This window comes from Pantoea sp. EABMAA-21 (genome assembly GCF_030053335.1).
In the GTDB taxonomy this organism is placed as follows: Bacteria; Pseudomonadota; Gammaproteobacteria; order Enterobacterales; family Enterobacteriaceae; genus Pantoea; species Pantoea communis.
Map to the genome: position 1 here is coordinate 80,376 of NZ_JASGBX010000019.1, position 16,346 is coordinate 96,721.

The window sequence follows — 16,346 nt, forward strand, 5'->3', positions numbered from 1 at the left end:
TTCCTTATTGCGAAGAGGTTTTAGTCAGCATCACCGCGGGCGCTACGCTGGGATTCGCCTGCGGCGGTTGGCGACGTTTCTGCGCAATATGCGCTTCAAGTTTGTTAGCCAGCCAGGTGAGGCTGAAGCAGATGATGTAGTAGCTCAGCGCCACAATGGCGAACACCTGGAACGGTTTGGTCAGCAGTTGATTGCTGACCTGATTAGCGGCAAAGGTCAGCTCCGGCACGTTAATCACGTAGCCGAGCGTGGAGTCTTTGATGATCGAAACCAGCTGGCTCACCAGGCTCGGCAAAGTGTTAAACAGCGCCTGCGGCAGAATCACTAAACGCAGGGTTTTCAGGTGGCTCATACCCAGCGCGCGTGACGCTTCATACTGGCCGTGCGGCAGTGCCTGAATGCCGCCACGCACGATCTCAGCGATGTAGGCGCTTTCGTAAATCACCAGCGTACACAGCATGGTGGCGAAGCCGCTGATGTTGTGGCCAATCAGCAACGGGACGCAGAAGTAGGTCCAGAACACCACCATCATCAGCGGAATGCCGCGCAGCAGATACACCCAACAGGTGGCGGGCCAGCTCAGCCAGCGCCACGGCGACAGACGCGCCAGGCCGAGCAACACACCGATGGGGAAGGCCAGCAGTACTGCCAGCACGGAGATCAAAAGCGTACAGAGTACGCCGCCCAGCGGACCGTTAGGATACTGGCCCATTAACAGCAGCATGCCGTTGTCATGCAAAATGGTGAAGATCTCAAACATCGCCATTACCTCGCGTAAACGCGCTGGAAGCGGCGGGCCAGCAGCGCGCCCAAGCCCATCAGCAGCAGGGAGAAGAACAGGTAACCCACGGTTGCCACTAAGTAGGATTCGAAGGTACGGAAGGTTTGATTCTCGATATCACGCGTCACATAGGTGAGGTCTGCCACGCCAATCACCATTGCCAGACTGGTGTTTTTGAACAGCAGCACGGTGTGATTGACCACGGATGGCAGCGCATTGCGCACACCCTGCGGCAAAATCACCGAGTGCATGGCGCGGACATAGCTCATGCCAAGCGCGCGGGCGGCCTCATTCTGTCCGTCTGGAATGGCCCGCAGGCCGCTACGGATATCTTCAGAGAAGTAAGCGGCCTGACACAGCCCGAGCGCGATAAGAGAAAATAAAAACTCGGCGTTGTAGTCAACGATCATCATCTGCAGCGATTCCGGCAGCAGGGTGGGGATCGCGAAGTACCACATCATCAACTGAATCAGCGTGGGCACATTGCGGTGATAGGAGACATACGCCTTAACCAGCCCAACGGCAAGACGATTCTCCGTCAGGCGGACCACCACCAATAGCAGGGCGAGAACCATCGCCAGCAGCCAGGCACCCAATGCCAGTTCAAGGGTGACCACCGTTCCGTCAACGATCATCTGGCCGTAATGGCCGGTTATCACACTGCTGAAATCAAGTGCCATACAGTTACCTCATTGTACGGTTTTACGCGGTGCGGTCGCCCGGTCGCATAGTGGAAAGACCGCCCGGCACCTGCAGCGTCGGGGTAATTTCGATGTTGCCGATGTTGACGGCGACTGGCGCAGACAGCGCAAAGGCCACGCAGTCGGCAATATCTTTGGCCTGCGGCAGTTCGAACCCATCGATAAAGCGGCGACGCGCCTCATCGTGATCGCCTGAAACGTTGCCGAAAATATCAGTGGCGACGCGGCCTGGGCAGATTTCGGTGATGCGCACACGTTTGCCATAGCAGTCAACGCGCAGCTGGCGTGACAGGGCATGCACCCCGGCTTTGGTGGCGTGATACACCGAGTTGCCGTTGAAGTTGTAGATGGCGGCAATCGAGGTGATGTTGAACACGTGGCCACGGTCACGCGCCATCATGCCCGGCACCAGCAAGCGGCACAGGTGCAGCACGGCACGCAGATTGACATCGACCTGGGTTTCTACCACGTTTTCGTCGGCATCAAGAATCGAACCAGGATGAGAGAGACCTGCATTGTTGACCAGGATATCGATTTCCAGGTCTTTGCACAGCGCGGTCAGCGCATTGACGTCACTGACATCCACGGCATGCGGGATGCAGCCAGTGCGATCGGCCAGCGCGGCCAGTTGCTCTTTACGACGTGCCACCGCGTGCACGGTGATCCCTTCTTTGCACAGGCGCTCAACAATCGCTTCGCCCATACCAGCCGATGCGCCGGTCACCAGCGCGGTTTTGTAATCTGAGAATGGCATTTGTGTTTCCTCGTCTCGCCAGGTGTGCGTCCGGCGTAATGGGTCTTTTTTGACTTTATGCAGTTATGCCGCAAGGGCATAAGACATAAAAACTGTGAGGCGATAAGAGCCCCTTATAACCGGATTAATGATTAATTATCTGATTGAAGAATAAGAATTTCTTCATCATATTCAACCGCAGATCGCGTTGCAGAGGGGAATGGCTGCACCCGCCCTTTGCAGGGACTGAGCACCGGCACGTACAGGAGGCCGACCTGCACCATCGCCAGCAGATCCTGAGGTTCTACCTGCTGTCCAGGCTGGACAAAATCTTGCTGGCTGTGTGGATGGCGACGCAGCAGTGTGCCGGGCAGGGGCGCGCCAATGCGATGCGTCACGGGCGGGCACGCTTGCGTCGGGATCTCCGTTGGGGATGAGAAGGAGGGCGGGTCAAACGTCAGACGCACCGACCACTGTTTGCCCTCTAACGCCAGGCTGCTAAGGCCGGATCGTTGCATCTTGCGCGCCAACGCACGCAGCGTCGGCAGCGGTATCGCAGTTTTTTCCATGGGGTTCCCGTCAAAGCGAAACAAGCCCGCCGAAGCGGGCAACAGACCGAATCAATCTAGCGCGTTCGTCAGACGGGCAGTAAGAGGGTTTCGCTTTGCGGTGATAAGCGGGTCTTATCCCACCAGGGTCAGTGGATGATTCTCCACGTTGCGGCGCGACATTAGCGACAGCAAAATGGATTTCACTGCTTCAGCAGGCTGGGACAGCGGCAGATGATCTGACATGCAGAACGACAGCGAAGCCTGCACATCCGGCTCGATGATCTTCGCCATCCAGGTATCCCCATTTTTCAGCATCGCGCGTGCGGCGGATTCCGGCATGATGGTGGTGCCCAGACCGGCACTCAACGCCGCATTCAGGGTGGTTTGCGACTCAATTTCGCACTTCACGCGGTACTGCAGATTGTTCTGCACGAAGGCGTCATCCAGCACTTTGCGCATGATGTTATAGATACGTGGCAGGAACAGATCATATTGCGCGACCTGTGACAGCGGGATCTCTTTCACCGGTTTTGCCAGGCTGAACGGACAAACGAAGCACAGATCTTCTTTCATCAGCGGCATGAAGCGCAGGCCATGGATGGTGCGATGATCGTAAATCACCGCCATATCCATACGCCCGTTCATGATCAGCTCGCTCAGGGTGGTGCCGAAGTTCTCGTTAAAATAGAGCACGATGCCAGGATGCTGCTGCTGCACTTCCATCATCAGCGGTAGCGCCAGGTTTTGCGCCGCTGTGCCCGGTGCCAGCCCGACGGAAACGCTGCCACTCAGCGCAGCGCCGACCAGATCAATCGCACTTTGCGCCTGTTCGCACTGGCGCAAAATGGACTGTGCATGGGAATAGAGTGTTTTCCCGGCTTCAGTAGGCGTGACACCGCGTTTGGTGCGAATCAACAGCTGTTGATTGACTTCACCTTCCAGCGTAGCCAGCTGCTGGCTCAACGCGGGTTGGGCTATATGCAGGATATCGGCAGCTTGCGTCAGGCTTCCGACGTCAACAATTTTAACAAAGTACTTCAGGCGACGAAGATTCATGGACACTTCCCTCAAACAGAACGCATATGCTCATCAAGCAAAGTTGATGCCAGGATAAGCTTTCGTTATTGAACTCAGACAGGAGGGTACGGCTACCGGGCCTCCTGAGGCTGGTGCTGAGCTAGTGAGCCGCCGGCATGGCGGGTGTTGAAAAATGCAGCGCTGCACCGAATGAGTGCAGTTGACCCATCAGCATTGCCAGTGACGGGCAAGGAAAATCGTGGGTTCGGGATGTAATCTGGGAAAGAAAGTAACACTTTATTAACATCCCGTCAGGCGTGCGGGCGTGACCTGTCGCGCAATTCTGAGTCAATCTGCCGCCTTTATGGCAGAAGTGTGCAGTCGGTCCAGTCATCGCTTTGTGTTATATCACCACAACAAAGCACTATTATCCGTGGCTTCGGCCCTAATCCTATGCTCAGGGAAAACTGACATCCCCCGAACCCAGGATTGAACATGCCCGAGATAGCCGATCGTTTAAAGAATGTGACCGTTTCCGCCTCCGTTGCCATGACCCAAAAAGCGCGCGATCTCGCGGCGCAGGGCGTTGATGTGGTAGCACTTTCTACCGGCGAACCGGATTTCCCCACGCCGGAACATGCGATTGAAGCCGCCTACGCCGCTGCACGCGCGGGCGACACGCGCTATCCACCGACCGACGGTACGCCTGCGCTGCGCAAAGCTATCCAGCTGAAATTCAAACGGGATAACCAACTGGAGTATGACGTCAGCCAGATTCTGACGGCCGGTGGCGCTAAGCAGATCATCTTTAACGCCATCCTGGCGACCATCAATCCGGGCGACGAAGTGGTGATCCCCACACCGTCATGGATCAGCTATGCCGATATCGTGAAATTTGCCGGTGGTGTTCCGGTGCCGCTGCCGTGTGCGCAGGAGAATGGCTTTAAACCACTGCCAGCGGATCTGGATGCGGCGATCACTGACAAGACCAAATGGCTGCTGCTGAACTATCCGAGCAACCCAACCGGTTCGGTGGCTAGCAAAGCCGAGTTGCAGGCGCTGGGTGACGTGCTGCTGCGCCATCCACAGGTGTGGATTATGACGGATGATATCTATGAACATCTGATCTATGACGATGTGCGTTTCTATACCCTGGCGCAGGTTGAACCGCGCCTGTATGACCGTGTACTGACGGTGAACGGCGTATCGAAAGCCTATTCGATGACAGGCTGGCGTCTGGGCTTTTGCGGTGGTCCTGCGCCATTAATTAAAGCCATGAGCAATGTGAACACCCAGAACAGCGGCGGCGTCTGTACCCTGACGCAGGCGGCAGCGGTGGCGGTGCTGGAAGGTCCACAAGATCTGTTGCAGGAGCGCGCACGCATTTACCGTGAACGTCGTGATTACGTGCTGGAGCGTCTGACCTCGATTGATGGCCTGCGCTGCCATAAGCCAGAAGGCGCATTTTATCTGTTTGTGAACATTGAAGGGCTGATCGGCAAGACCAGTGCCGGTGGACGCTTCATCAGCAACGATGCCGATTTTGTGCTGGCGCTGATTGAAGAGCAGCATGTGGTGACGGTGCAGGGTGCGGCTTATGGCATGAGCCCGTATTTCCGCTTGTCCTACGCCACCAGCATGGAGCGCTTAGAGACGGGCTGCGATCGTATTGCGGCATTCTGCGCTGGCTGCCGTTAAACGAAAGGCGAAAAAAATGGCTGCCGATGGGGCAGCCATTTTTATTTGGGCAATTCAAAAAACTTATTGAGCAAGCACCTCTGCCGCCGGCGCCACCTGATGGCCGCTGGCTTCGATTTCACTGCGTACGATGGTGGCGAGGGCCAGTGAGCCTGGCGTATCGCTGTGCACCAGGATCGACCGGGCACGCACGGCTATCACTTCCCCTTCGAAGGTGGTGACGGTGCCATGCTGCAGGAACTGCCGCACGCGGGCACGCAGCGCCGCTTCCTCTTTGATCACCGAGCCGGCAATGCCACGCGGCACTAAACGGCCCTGTGCATCGTAAGCGCGGTCGGCGAGGAACAGCGTCAGGGTTTTCAGGCCCGCTGCCTGTGCCGCTCGCTCAATGATGGTATCGGGTTGTGCGAACACAATCAGATCCGCATTGATACGGGCGACGAGCGTCATGACCTGCTGCGCTAATGCCTCGTCGCGATTGACGATATTGCCCATCGCAGCGTGGAAGCTGAAGTGCGACACCTTCGTGCCTTCTGCCTGAGCAATCGCTGTCAGCGCGCCGAGTTGATAAGCGACCTGCTGGCAGATCTCTTCGGCACTGAACGGCAGCTCGCGACGACCAAAGCCCTGGCGATCGGGCAAGCCAGGATGCGCACCAATGCCGACACGATTCTCTTTCGCCAGTCGCACCATTCGGGTCATGATCGCCGGATCGCCGGCGTGGAATCCGCAGGCGATATTAGCTGAGGAGACCACTTTCATCAGCGCGGCGTCATCGCACAGTTGATAAACGCCGAAGCCTTCGCCCATATCGGAGTTCACATCAATCTTCATGGTTTGGGTTCCTTCGGAAAATTATGCGGTTAACGCTTTACGCAGCGGTGGGCAGCTCACACGTAAGCGGCTCAGCCAGCGTGTGACTTCCTGATCAATGGCGATCGCCTCACGCGTATCGCTCTGGATCAGCTGGATCGATTGGCCGGGTAATACCTGTCCTAAACGCCACAGATCCTGCTCAATCACCCCGGCGATCTTGGGATAACCGCCCGCCGTGTTGGCATCGCTGAGCTGAATGATCGGCTCGCCGCCAGGCGGCACCTGCACAATGCCGGGAATCAACCCGTAAGAACGCATCTCAATGGTTTTTGACGGGAAAATCGGATCGCCCGCCAGTCGATATCCGGTGCGATTGCTTTGATTGGAGACCTGCCATGATTGCTGCCAGAAGCGACCGGCATCGGCAGCAAACAAGGGATATTCGCCGGATGGAATGGCGCGCAGCTGAATCTCACCTGCGCTGTTACGCGGGAAATGTGCACGCAGGGCGCTGTCGGGCGGCTCAATGCCAATACCGCTGCTGGGCAACGGGGATGCCTGTGTTTCACCCAGCGCCAACCGATCGCCACGCTGCAGCGGGCGGCCTTCCAGGCCACCAAAGCCACCACGAAGTGCCGTGCTGCGCGAACCCAGCACCATTGGCACATCAATGCCGCCTGCTATACAGAGATAACCCCGTGCGCCACTGCGCGGGTAACGCATTTCCAGCACCTGTCCGGCACGCACGCCGCAGCCCCACCAGGGCGGCAACGGCGCACCGTCTAAAGTGGCGCGACAATCCGCACCTGTTACCGCAATGCTGCTGTCCTGCAAAAAACGCACACGAAATGGGAACAGCTGAACTTCAATGGCGGCGGCATTTTCTTCATTGCCGAGCAGCAGATTTCCGGCGCGCAGTGCCAGCGGATCCATCACACCACTCACCGAGACGCCCATATGGCGGAAGTTGAAACGCCCCAGATCCTGAACCGTGTTCAGGGCGCCGCTCTGTTCAATTTCGATCACAGTTCAATCCTCTGCGGCAGAAAACGGATACGATCGCCCGGTGCCATTAGCGCGGGGGATTCTGCCATTGGATCAAACACTTCCAGCTCGGCAAAACCGATGGCGTTCCAGCCGTTGGGGCCGGTCAGCGCTGAAACACCGGCCTGGGCGCCGCCAATGGTAACGGTGCCTTTCAACATGCTGAGCGAGGGGACTTTCTTGCGTGGCGTGGCTAATTGCGGATCGAGCCCATGCAAGTAACCAAATCCCGGCGCGCTGCCAAGAGCAAACACGGTGTATTCGCTTTGATGGTGACGGCGCACCACTTCGCGTGCGCTGAACCCGGTGTGACGACAAACCGCATCCAGATCGGTGGCGTGCTCGCCGCCGTAATAGACCGGGATTTCAATCAGTTTGCCCTGAGGGCTAATCGCCTGTGCCTGATCCCAGGCGGCATGCAGCGAAGCACGAACGGCGGCTTCGTCCTCGGGGATGTGTCGGAACAGCACCAGCAGATTAGTGACGCCGGGGATCAAGGCTTCAACCGCCGCATCCGACTGCAGCAAACGTGCCAGTGACCAGATGCGGCGTTGAGCGGAGAGATCGAATCCGCCCGGTGCTTCCACCAGCCACGCACGGGCGCCAATGGTGGAAAGGGCGATCGCAGAGGAACAAGCCAGCGCGGGTGCGTTGGCGGGCTGGATATCAGAGTGCGACATCACGGGCATGATTATTCCAGTGGTTCAAATTTCAGGCTGGAGAGCGGCTGTACGCGCTCTTCGCGCACCATTTTGTATTCGGTATTTGGCCCAATCCAGGTGTTCCAGATTTTGTCGATGGTGCCATCGTCGTCCATCGCTTTCAGGCCGCTGTTAACGCTGGCCAGCAGGGCCGGTTCATCCTTTTTCATGCCGACACCAATCGGTTCCAGCGCCATCGGCTCTTTCACCATCGCCAGATTGATGCCGTCTTTTTTCGCCTGGGCGATGGTTTTCATCCCGGTCATGGTGTTAGTGACAAAGCCCACCGATTTGTTCTGCTCCAGCGCCAGGAAGGCGGAGGCAGAATCCTGGAAGGTGACGGCTTTACCGCCTTTGATGTGGATCGATTGCTCTGACGTGGTGCCCTTGGTGGCGCTGATACGTTTGCCTTTGAAATAGTCCAGTGGTTTATCTGCCAGCGGCGCTTTCACCAGCAGCATCTCTTTCGCCACGTAGTAAGGATCGCTGAACTGGATCTGATTACCACGCGTTTTGGTGTAGGCCAGGTTAGCAATCAACACATCGGCACGGCCGGTGGCGATCACCGCGATACGCGCTTCAACAGAGGTCGGCACCAGAGTCAGTTTGACGTTCATCTGCTTGGCCAGAGCGTGACACAGGTCGATATCCATGCCAGCCAGCTGGCGCGTTTGTGGATCCGGCGAAGAGAAGGGCGGTACGTCGGAGTAAACGGCGCATTTCAATTCACCGCTCGATTTAATGTTCGCCATCATATCTGCCTGCGCCGCCGAAACAGCCAGCAACGGCAGCAGTGCCAAGCCAATGGTGGTCACTCTTTTCATGGTCATGTGCTTTCCCTCAATGGTGGATACTGCTTGGGAGCGCAAAATCTCGCTTTTCTGGACTATATCGGCTTTGTTTTGCGGCGAAAAAGAGGGAAAGCGTGTTATGCAATAGGGAAATGATATGACCGATGGCGATAAGTTATTTCTATTCAGGCAGAGCGAAAAAGTGTTATCCAGCGCACATTTTTCTCCTTAGTGTAAGCCGCGTTGTCCTCTCGGCAACCCCGCCGATTGCACGTGGTAGAGAGAGAAGAGTGAGAGCATGAATCCCCGATTAGGCGTGTTATTAAAGATATTCGCCGCACTCAGCGCTACGCTGATGCTGGCCTGTGTTAAAGGTCTGAACGGTGCTATCCCCACCGGCGAAGTGATTTTTTTCCGCAGCTTTATCGCGCTATTTCCCCTGTTAATCTGGCTGAGAGTGCAGGGGAACGTGCTGGAGAATCTCAAAACGCGCAATTTGTTTGGCCATTTCATTCGCGGTTTCTCCGGCACAGGCGGCATGTATTTTAACTATCTGGCGCTGGTGTATATCTCGCTGGCTGATGCCACGGCACTGAGTTACGCCGCACCGCTTTTCACAGTAATCATGGCGGCGATGCTATTGAAGGAACGGGTGCGCGTGTCGCGCTGGGTGGCCGTGGTGGTGGGATTGTCGGGCATACTGATTATGCTCTCCTCCAGTCTTGCGGCTAGCGGCGGCGTGCCGGCAGGTGGCGCCAGCAGTACCACGGCCAGCCTTGGTGTTGCTTTTGCATTGATTGCCGCACTCTGTACGGCCACCTCGAATGTGCAAATCCGTTTTTTGAATGGCATCGAAAAACCGGGCGCGATCGTGTTCTATTTTTCGCTGATGACGACGTTGATTGGCCTGGCAACGGTATTTTTCGGCTGGATAAAGCCCACTGGCTTGCAGTGGCTGCTGTTGGTGGGCTGTGGTTTATTTGGCGGTCTGGCACAGATTCTGGTGACACTCAGCCTGCGCTATGCTGATGCCTCGCTGCTGGCACCGTTTGATTACACTACGCTGGTGTGGTCGATGCTGATTGGCTATCTGTTCCTTAATAGTCTGCCAGGCACGACAACCCTCTTCGGTGCATCGATTGTGGCACTGGCAGGAATCTTTGCGGTATGGCGTGAAAACCGTCAGCGCAAATTGGCGATGGTGAGCAGTACACCGTGATGCGGTGTGTTAGCCGCTGCGCAGTTTGCAATACCAGGTCGCCATAGCGGGCGACCTGGATAACACAGCGCTCGTGCGCTTATCGATAAACATCATCGATAATTTCTACCTGCTTGTTTTGCAGTGCTTCTGCCAGCCAACCGCGTTCCAGTGAACCGGTTTTCGCCAGCTCAAAGTTATGCTCATCAACAATCAGGTAAGCTTGTGCCGCTTCGAGAATGCGCGCGGCATCCTGCCGGGGAATGACGATCACGCCGTCGGCATCGCCTAATACGATATCGCCAGGTGAAACGTGAATTTTACCGCAGGCAATCGGCACGTTGATTTCGCCTGGGCCATCTTTGAAAGGGCCACCTGGCGTATGTCCGGCGGCATAAATCGGGAAATCCATACGTGATAAGCCCTCAATATCACGCACCGGGCCGTCCAGCACGATGCCTTCCATACCGCGCTGTCTGGCATAAGTGGCCATCACTTCGCCCATCAGCGATTGGCTACGATCGCCCTCATTCGACAGGATGATCACATCGTTCGGCCCGGCCATATCCAGCGCTTTATGCAACATCAGGTTATCGCCAGAGCGCGCTTTTACCGTCACCGCCAGGCCGCACATGATGGGGGTTTTAGGCGCCGTTTTCAGGCTGATCTCTGCCGATAGCGCAGGCAAGCGACTCATGCAGTCGGCGACTACCGCCGCGGGTAAACGGCGGAACGCTTCCAGTAAGGGTTCAGCATCGGAGGGACGGCGTAAATAAATACGATTTCCTGCGGTCATTTTATTTCTCCTGTCAGGGTTATTAACTTGTGATCGATAAAGGATGACCAGCAAATTTCGCCGGTTAATAAATTTAACTTTATTTGTAGATGATCATGTGATGAATGATTTTCTGAATTCAGGAGAGTGTAAAGGATTAGTGATGTGTTACGAATGCGTTGTTACAGCTAACAAAATCAGGATCACGGAATAATATTCACACCGTATTTAACTTACTGATTAATAATTTTATTGGATATGGTTATGGCTAGATATATTTAAAGTATGGTCAGGTGTATTGCATATTTTATATTTAATCCGCCGAAGGACATGTACGGCGGGGAAATCAATCAAGGCTTCAAATCACCGTACCAGTAAGATGCCGTCACGCCGCCATCCATCAGAAAATCACTGCCGCTGATGTAGCCGCCTTCTGGTCCTATTATGAGGGCTGCCAGCGCTGCAACTTCGTCGGCGGTGCCGCCGCGACCGACGGGTGATTTTGCCAGCATATTGCGATAGCCCGCGCCGCGTGGGCCATTTAGCTCATCATTCGCTAAGGGTTTAAAGATAATGCCGGGGCTGATGCTGTTGACACGCGCGCCACGCTGGCCCCACTTCGTCGCTTCGGCCATAACCCGCAGAGCGTTACCGCGTTTGGCATATTGATAGGCCAACAGAGGATCACTGAAAGCGGTGTTCTGCAAAAATGGCAGGCTGAGCAAATCCTCTGTTGGCGTGATGGCTAACGCTTCATTTTGTTCAACCGTGAGCGCAGGCAGTCGATGGCCGGATTGAGAGGCAATCACGATTCCGCAACCGCCTGACGCCATGTGCGGACCGAACTCTTCCAGCACCACGGCAGTACCGTAAAGATCGACTTGTAAAATGGTGGCGGGGCTGGCTTGAGAAGGCGAGACTCCAGCCGAGTGAATCACTCCTTTGATAACACCCAGCGCAGTGGCCTGCTGCACCAGATGTTGAATCGATTGGCGCGAACTGACATCGACTTGGCTGGTTTCTACCGTAAAGCCGGCATCACGTAAGGTTTGTGCGGCAGCCGCACATTTTCTCGAATTGAGGTCCGCCAGCAGCACAGTTTTGCTCTGACTCACGCGACGCGCGATGGCTTGTCCAATCGCACCCGCGCCAATAACCACCATAATTTCTTTCATTGTCTCTCCTGCCTTGAGGAATAAGTGATGCGGCAAGCATAGCGGGGAAGGCCATTGATGACTGTAGGGCCAATTGGCATGAGCTTATGAATGCTGCTCATGGGTTCTGAGCTTTAGGGGCGGGACCTATGACTAACTGCACTTTGCAGGCTGTTTGCAGTTTTATTCGCGATGTATCTCAGTTCAACATTATTTCAAACTCACTTAAGCGTTCAGGTATTGAAAAAGGGTAAGTTTCAAATATAACTTCTAGTTTATATCCAAGGCGTATAAACTACAGTTCATGTGAGGGACTTTTGAACAACTGGAGCGTTGATACAACGGAGCATTTTGCAGCGTGGCTAAAAGCGCAGGATGATGAAATGATTGAAGATGTACTCGCAAGCCTGGAAGTGTTGAAAATCTTCGGCCCTCATTTAGGGCGGCCTGATGTAGACACCATCATCGGCTCTCAATATGCAAACATGAAAGAATTGCGCGTGCAAAGTAATGGTAGGCCTGTTCGGGCGTTCTTCGCATTCGATCCCAGAAGGAAGGGGATCGTCTTGTGTGCAGGGGACAAAACGGGGATCAATCAGAAGCGGTTTTACCGATCAATGATCAAATTAGCAGATCAAGAATACAGCAAGCATTTGAGAGGAATAATACATGCCTAAACTGGAAGAACTCATTGCACAACGATCTCCAGAATCACAGAAGAGAATTAAGGCTAAAGTCGCGGATAAAATTATTGAGGTTCAATTACGACACTTACGCGAAGAGCTTGAGCTCTCACAAGTACAGTTAGCCGAGAAAATGGGCGTTTCACAGCCAGCCATAGCAGCTATTGAAGCCCGAGGCGATGATATAAAACTCTCAAGCCTAAAAAAGTATGTTGAGGCATTAGGCGGAAAGCTGAGCTTGAACGTTGAACTACCTACGGGCGATGGGCGAACTTTTCTGCTTTGACATTAATAAGTTTCTCTATTTCATTTGGATGAATGGTGAAGATTTTCGGTTGCAGGTCGTTTGAGGATGCCGTGAGGCATCCTGCAGCTTATCTAGATGCGATTATGTTCATTGATGCTGTTTAAATATCTAAGACAGCGGCTTTGCAGAAAGCACCCACTTCTTGTTGTGCAAAGGTAACATTGATAACTTCCATTACCATTCTGATTTCTCCTCCCTGAGCGGTTTATCTTTTCGTTGTCCTGAAGCTCTACGCCTTTGTTTACCCTGCAGCTTTGCAAGTTGAATCGGGGATATCTCCTGACGCGGCAGAAACAGCTCCAGCTTTTCGGTGAGATCCAACGCTACCATGATGGCGATAAAGACATCGAACGGCACTTTTCCTTTTTCAGCATTGAGCACAGACTTACGTGCAACACCTGCGCGCTCAGCAACCTCCGTCTGCGTTAAGTCACGATTTAGACGGGCTTGCTTGAGTCGCTGGCCAATTTCTTCAGCCAGTGCAGATGCGGAAGGAGTAGTCATATCTTTAAAGTCCCAATGTAGACACTTTATCGTCGGTCATGCGTTTAATGTCCAAATTATAGGACTCTATCGGATCATTGTCATGATAAATGGATGTATTGTAGAGTCCCTTATATAGCACTTTATGAGGATTAAAGGTGAGTTAAGTCCTTAAAGTGGGACATAATAAAGTTGAGGGAGGCTAAGGGATTAAGTTTTGAAAACGTCAAACGCAGAAAAGCAAAAACCCAGCCATAAGCTGGGTTTTCAGAATGTTGGTGCCCGGACGCGGAATCGAACCACGGACACGGGGATTTTCAATCCCCTGCTCTACCGACTGAGCTATCCGGGCAACGGGGCGCATTAAACCTTAATGGCTTTCAGCCGTCAACGGCTTTCGTCAAAAAAGCGTAGCAATCGTGACTGATTGCTTGCTTTTCAGGCAGGGTGTGCAAAATCTCAACGTGCCCGCTGGTGGTAAAGCAGTATTCAGGATTGCGTGACCTGCATGATGCACGGGCTTAAGGGCCTCCTGCGAAAGTTTAGGCCAGTGCCCCGTTCTGTCGGCACAGCGCGATACTCAGCACATCCTCTGCCAGACGACGCGCGGTGGACACATCCTGCACGTTGCGTTTCACTAGCAGCTTGCTCAGACAACCCTCGAGAATCAGCTCCATTTGATCGGCCACCATCGTCGGATTATCCAGCGCCAAATCCACCAGAATTTCATGAGTGAACTGCCATGAGCTGCGTTTCTGCTGCTCTGCTAACTGATGTACGGGTTGGTCAGGCTGCGGATAGAAGCTGCAGGCGGCGATAAACAGGCAGCCGGGAAAGCGGCCTTTGTTCACGTGCTCACTTAACACGTCGTAACGCGCCAGCAATTTTTGTTGGGCTGTGAGATGTTCATTGAGCTGTATCTGGCGGCGCCAGCTGTCAATCTGCTGACCGTGATAGCGCAGCGCGTCATACAATAATGCGTCACGGTCGGGCCAGAAACGTTCAAGATGTTCTGCATCAAGTCCGGTCTCACCGGCCAACTGCTGCAGGGAAGTGGTGGCGGCAAGGCCGCTTTGCTCAAGCACATTCAGCGCATGCTCAAGAATCTGTTCACGTTGCAAGTGACTCTCCTCTGGAGTGCGGGCCCGCTCGCGCACGAACGGGCAGTGTCCTGCAACCAGTGTCGTTTAACGCGACAGTTTGTGCAAATGCGCGCGGAAGTCGGCAGCGTTAAGGAAACCGGTGACGCGTGAGTCAGGGATTTCTTTGCCTTGCGCATCAAAGAACAGAATGGTGGGCAAGCCTAATACCTGTAAATGCTGCAACAGGGCGTTATCCTGCGCGTTATTCGCGGTGACGTTGGCTTGCAGTAACTGCACCTGACTCAAATCGGCACGCACGCCTTCATCGCTGAAGGTGTACTTCTCGAACTCTTTGCAGGCGACGCACCAGTCGGCGTAGAGATCGACCATGGTAATGCGGCCTTGTGCCTGCTGTAGCGCGCTATCCAATTGTGCGCTGCTGGCAATGGTTTTGAACGGCAGATGCGCCACAGACTGCACGCTGGCGCTACTGCCAAAAGCCCAATCCTGCAGCGGGCGAGCGGCCACCAGTGCAGCAGCGAGCATGATGATTTGTAGAATGCGCCATTTGCCATTAGCGCGCAGGCTGAGACTGAACGCCCAGGCAAAGAACGCGACGCCGAGCAGGCTCCACAGACGCAAGCCCCAGACATCACCCACTACACGCTCCAGTAAGAACACCGGCAGCGCCAGAATCACAAAGCCGAAGCCCTCTTTGACGCTCTGCATCCACGGGCCACTTTTCGGCAGCAGCTTGTTGCCGAACATCGTTACGGCAACCAGCGGCAGGCCCATGCCGAACGCATAGAGCCACAGCGTGCCCGCACCGGCCCACAGATTACCGCTTTGCGCGATATACAGCAGAATGGCACTCAGCGGCGCGGTGGTGCAGGGCGAGCAGATCAATCCCGCCAGTGCGCCCATCATAAACACGCCCGGCAATGAACCGCCTTGCTGACGATTACTCCACAGCGTCAGGCGCGTTTGCAGACTGGAAGGCAGTTGCAGTGAGAACAGGCCAAACATTGACAACGCCAGCACGATGAACAGCGCTGACAGGCCAATCAACACGTAAGGATGCTGCAGCGCCGCCTGGAAACGTAAACCTGCGGCGGCCACCACCATGCCGAGCACGGTGTAGGTCAGCGCCATCCCTTGCACATAGACCATCGCCAGTGCGAACAGGCGTCCAGCAGAGTAGCGACGCTGGCCACCGAGAATGATGCTGGAGATCAGCGGATACATCGGCAATACGCACGGCGTGAAGGCAACGCCGATGCCAATCAGCAGCGCCCACAGTGGTGAAAACGGCAGTGGCGTACGCTGTTGCGCAGGCTGCGCGTTAACGGCGGTTGCGTCGTGATTGGCAGCAACCGGAGTGAGCGGCACTGAGCGGGTTTCGGGCGGGTAGCAGAAACCAGCGGCCGCACAGCCCTGATAGGTCACCGTGAGCGTGGCACCGGACTCAGCCTGATGCAGAGTGATCGGCACCTGTAAATCCTGCGGATAGATTTCGCTCTTGCCGAAGAACTCATCTTCATGCGGCTGTCCTGGCGGCAGAGCGAGCGGTGCAATCTGTGCTTTTTGCGGCGTCACATGAATCTGCTGACGATAAAGGTAATAGCCGTCCTTCACCTTCCAGCTCAGTGTGAGTTGGTTGCCCTGCTGGCTGAAATCGAAGCCAAATGCCTGATCCACCGGCACAAAGCGGCTGTTATTGTTCGGTGAGAAGATATTGGCCTGTGCTGAAAAGCAAAACAGCAATGCGAGGCAAAGGCCCATCAGGCGAGAAAGTCGTGCAGCCATGAGGATGTAATCAGCTCCGGTGGCA

General features: G+C 55.0%; 18 protein-coding genes and 1 tRNA gene. 4 read left to right on the forward strand and 15 right to left on the reverse strand.

Annotated features, from left to right (window positions below; genetic code table 11):
• Nucleotides 1–4: 4 nt before the first annotated feature.
• The 5 genes from QMZ65_RS21840 to nac form a co-directional block, all read right to left on the reverse strand.
• Entirely contained in the window at nucleotides 5–760 is a 756-nt protein-coding gene (locus QMZ65_RS21840) for an amino acid ABC transporter permease (RefSeq protein WP_034826721.1), read from the reverse strand.
• Nucleotides 761–765: 5 nt separating this feature from the next.
• On the reverse strand, nucleotides 766–1,461 hold the full coding sequence (locus tag QMZ65_RS21845; protein WP_058961854.1) for an amino acid ABC transporter permease: 696 nt from the start codon (nucleotides 1,459–1,461) through the stop codon (nucleotides 766–768).
• Nucleotides 1,462–1,483: 22 nt separating this feature from the next.
• On the reverse strand, nucleotides 1,484–2,236 hold the full coding sequence (locus QMZ65_RS21850) for an SDR family oxidoreductase (RefSeq protein ID WP_160868463.1): 753 nt from the start codon (nucleotides 2,234–2,236) through the stop codon (nucleotides 1,484–1,486).
• 131 nt (nucleotides 2,237–2,367) lie between these two features.
• Nucleotides 2,368–2,784, reverse strand: a complete 417-nt coding sequence (locus tag QMZ65_RS21855; protein ID WP_283216681.1) for an acetyl-CoA carboxylase biotin carboxyl carrier protein — start codon at nucleotides 2,782–2,784, stop codon at nucleotides 2,368–2,370.
• Nucleotides 2,785–2,898: 114 nt separating this feature from the next.
• Nucleotides 2,899–3,822, reverse strand: a complete 924-nt coding sequence (gene nac / locus QMZ65_RS21860) for a nitrogen assimilation transcriptional regulator NAC (protein ID WP_034826712.1) — start codon at nucleotides 3,820–3,822, stop codon at nucleotides 2,899–2,901.
• Between the two features lie 456 nt (nucleotides 3,823–4,278).
• On the opposite strand from nac, the gene QMZ65_RS21865 reads away from it, so the two are divergent.
• Nucleotides 4,279–5,481, forward strand: coding sequence for a pyridoxal phosphate-dependent aminotransferase (locus QMZ65_RS21865; protein ID WP_034826708.1), 1,203 nt, complete (start codon nucleotides 4,279–4,281; stop codon nucleotides 5,479–5,481).
• A gap of 63 nt (nucleotides 5,482–5,544) precedes the next feature.
• Here the strand turns inward: QMZ65_RS21865 and QMZ65_RS21870 are convergent, their stop codons facing one another.
• From QMZ65_RS21870 to QMZ65_RS21885, 4 genes are read right to left on the reverse strand one after another with little or no spacing between them, the layout of a single operon-like run.
• Nucleotides 5,545–6,315 (reverse strand): 5-oxoprolinase subunit PxpA, encoded by a 771-nt coding sequence (locus QMZ65_RS21870; protein ID WP_211729105.1) that lies wholly within the window; start codon nucleotides 6,313–6,315, stop codon nucleotides 5,545–5,547.
• Nucleotides 6,316–6,336: 21 nt separating this feature from the next.
• Nucleotides 6,337–7,323, reverse strand: coding sequence for a 5-oxoprolinase subunit C family protein (locus QMZ65_RS21875; protein WP_160834330.1), 987 nt, complete (start codon nucleotides 7,321–7,323; stop codon nucleotides 6,337–6,339).
• Nucleotides 7,320–8,021: a 5-oxoprolinase subunit PxpB gene (gene pxpB, locus QMZ65_RS21880; RefSeq protein WP_502921541.1), complete on the reverse strand. Its 702-nt coding sequence runs from the start codon at nucleotides 8,019–8,021 to the stop codon at nucleotides 7,320–7,322. The genes QMZ65_RS21875 and pxpB overlap by 4 nt, the downstream gene beginning before the upstream one ends.
• An 11-nt stretch (nucleotides 8,022–8,032) precedes the next feature.
• Nucleotides 8,033–8,872, reverse strand: coding sequence for a transporter substrate-binding domain-containing protein (locus QMZ65_RS21885; protein ID WP_283216683.1), 840 nt, complete (start codon nucleotides 8,870–8,872; stop codon nucleotides 8,033–8,035).
• 259 nt (nucleotides 8,873–9,131) lie between these two features.
• Between QMZ65_RS21885 and QMZ65_RS21890 the strand changes: the two genes are divergently transcribed.
• The gene (locus tag QMZ65_RS21890; protein ID WP_097119011.1) at nucleotides 9,132–10,052 is read left to right on the forward strand and encodes a DMT family transporter; all 921 of its coding nucleotides are present in this window, start codon (nucleotides 9,132–9,134) and stop codon (nucleotides 10,050–10,052) included.
• Nucleotides 10,053–10,131: 79 nt separating this feature from the next.
• Here QMZ65_RS21890 and QMZ65_RS21895 read toward each other — a convergent pair whose 3' ends face one another.
• A complete protein-coding gene (locus tag QMZ65_RS21895) occupies nucleotides 10,132–10,827 on the reverse strand; it encodes an RraA family protein (protein ID WP_097119012.1) in 696 nt (231 codons plus the stop codon).
• Between the two features lie 329 nt (nucleotides 10,828–11,156).
• Complete coding sequence (locus QMZ65_RS21900; protein ID WP_283216684.1) at nucleotides 11,157–11,981, reverse strand: SDR family oxidoreductase; 825 nt, start codon at nucleotides 11,979–11,981, stop codon at nucleotides 11,157–11,159.
• A gap of 296 nt (nucleotides 11,982–12,277) precedes the next feature.
• Here QMZ65_RS21900 and QMZ65_RS21905 point away from each other — a divergent pair, with 296 nt between their 5' ends.
• Nucleotides 12,278–12,637 (forward strand): type II toxin-antitoxin system RelE/ParE family toxin, encoded by a 360-nt coding sequence (locus QMZ65_RS21905; protein WP_034826694.1) that lies wholly within the window; start codon nucleotides 12,278–12,280, stop codon nucleotides 12,635–12,637.
• Nucleotides 12,630–12,929, forward strand: coding sequence for a helix-turn-helix domain-containing protein (locus QMZ65_RS21910; RefSeq protein WP_034826692.1), 300 nt, complete (start codon nucleotides 12,630–12,632; stop codon nucleotides 12,927–12,929). The genes QMZ65_RS21905 and QMZ65_RS21910 overlap by 8 nt, the downstream gene beginning before the upstream one ends.
• Nucleotides 12,930–13,124: 195 nt before the next feature.
• Here the strand turns inward: QMZ65_RS21910 and QMZ65_RS21915 are convergent, their stop codons facing one another.
• The 4 genes from QMZ65_RS21915 to QMZ65_RS21930 all read right to left on the reverse strand — a co-directional run bounded on the left by QMZ65_RS21915 (nucleotide 13,125) and on the right by QMZ65_RS21930 (nucleotide 16,321).
• On the reverse strand, nucleotides 13,125–13,454 hold the full coding sequence (locus QMZ65_RS21915; protein WP_045831892.1) for a helix-turn-helix domain-containing protein: 330 nt from the start codon (nucleotides 13,452–13,454) through the stop codon (nucleotides 13,125–13,127).
• 255 nt (nucleotides 13,455–13,709) lie between these two features.
• Nucleotides 13,710–13,785: transfer RNA gene (locus QMZ65_RS21920), tRNA-Phe, on the reverse strand.
• Nucleotides 13,786–13,975: 190 nt separating this feature from the next.
• On the reverse strand, nucleotides 13,976–14,554 hold the full coding sequence (gene dicD / locus QMZ65_RS21925) for a division control transcriptional repressor DicD (protein WP_097119015.1): 579 nt from the start codon (nucleotides 14,552–14,554) through the stop codon (nucleotides 13,976–13,978).
• A 66-nt stretch (nucleotides 14,555–14,620) separates the two neighbouring features.
• Nucleotides 14,621–16,321 carry a protein-disulfide reductase DsbD gene (locus tag QMZ65_RS21930; protein ID WP_283216685.1) on the reverse strand — a complete coding sequence of 567 codons (1,701 nt, stop codon included), beginning with the start codon at nucleotides 16,319–16,321 and terminating at the stop codon, nucleotides 14,621–14,623.
• Nucleotides 16,322–16,346: the final 25 nt, after the last annotated feature.

Coding starts and splice junctions, on each gene's coding strand:
- QMZ65_RS21840 (WP_034826721.1), bottom strand. CDS start 760: ATGTTTGAGATCTTCACCATTTTGCATGACAACGGCATGCTGCTGTTA.
- QMZ65_RS21845 (WP_058961854.1), bottom strand. CDS start 1,461: ATGGCACTTGATTTCAGCAGTGTGATAACCGGCCATTACGGCCAGATG.
- QMZ65_RS21850 (WP_160868463.1), bottom strand. CDS start 2,236: ATGCCATTCTCAGATTACAAAACCGCGCTGGTGACCGGCGCATCGGCT.
- QMZ65_RS21855 (WP_283216681.1), bottom strand. CDS start 2,784: ATGGAAAAAACTGCGATACCGCTGCCGACGCTGCGTGCGTTGGCGCGC.
- nac (WP_034826712.1), bottom strand. CDS start 3,822: ATGAATCTTCGTCGCCTGAAGTACTTTGTTAAAATTGTTGACGTCGGA.
- QMZ65_RS21865 (WP_034826708.1), top strand. CDS start 4,279: ATGCCCGAGATAGCCGATCGTTTAAAGAATGTGACCGTTTCCGCCTCC.
- QMZ65_RS21870 (WP_211729105.1), bottom strand. CDS start 6,315: ATGAAGATTGATGTGAACTCCGATATGGGCGAAGGCTTCGGCGTTTAT.
- pxpB (WP_502921541.1), bottom strand. CDS start 8,021: ATGTCGCACTCTGATATCCAGCCCGCCAACGCACCCGCGCTGGCTTGT.
- QMZ65_RS21885 (WP_283216683.1), bottom strand. CDS start 8,872: ATGACCATGAAAAGAGTGACCACCATTGGCTTGGCACTGCTGCCGTTG.
- QMZ65_RS21890 (WP_097119011.1), top strand. CDS start 9,132: ATGAATCCCCGATTAGGCGTGTTATTAAAGATATTCGCCGCACTCAGC.
- QMZ65_RS21895 (WP_097119012.1), bottom strand. CDS start 10,827: ATGACCGCAGGAAATCGTATTTATTTACGCCGTCCCTCCGATGCTGAA.
- QMZ65_RS21900 (WP_283216684.1), bottom strand. CDS start 11,981: ATGAAAGAAATTATGGTGGTTATTGGCGCGGGTGCGATTGGACAAGCC.
- QMZ65_RS21910 (WP_034826692.1), top strand. CDS start 12,630: ATGCCTAAACTGGAAGAACTCATTGCACAACGATCTCCAGAATCACAG.
- QMZ65_RS21915 (WP_045831892.1), bottom strand. CDS start 13,454: ATGACTACTCCTTCCGCATCTGCACTGGCTGAAGAAATTGGCCAGCGA.
- QMZ65_RS21930 (WP_283216685.1), bottom strand. CDS start 16,321: ATGGCTGCACGACTTTCTCGCCTGATGGGCCTTTGCCTCGCATTGCTG.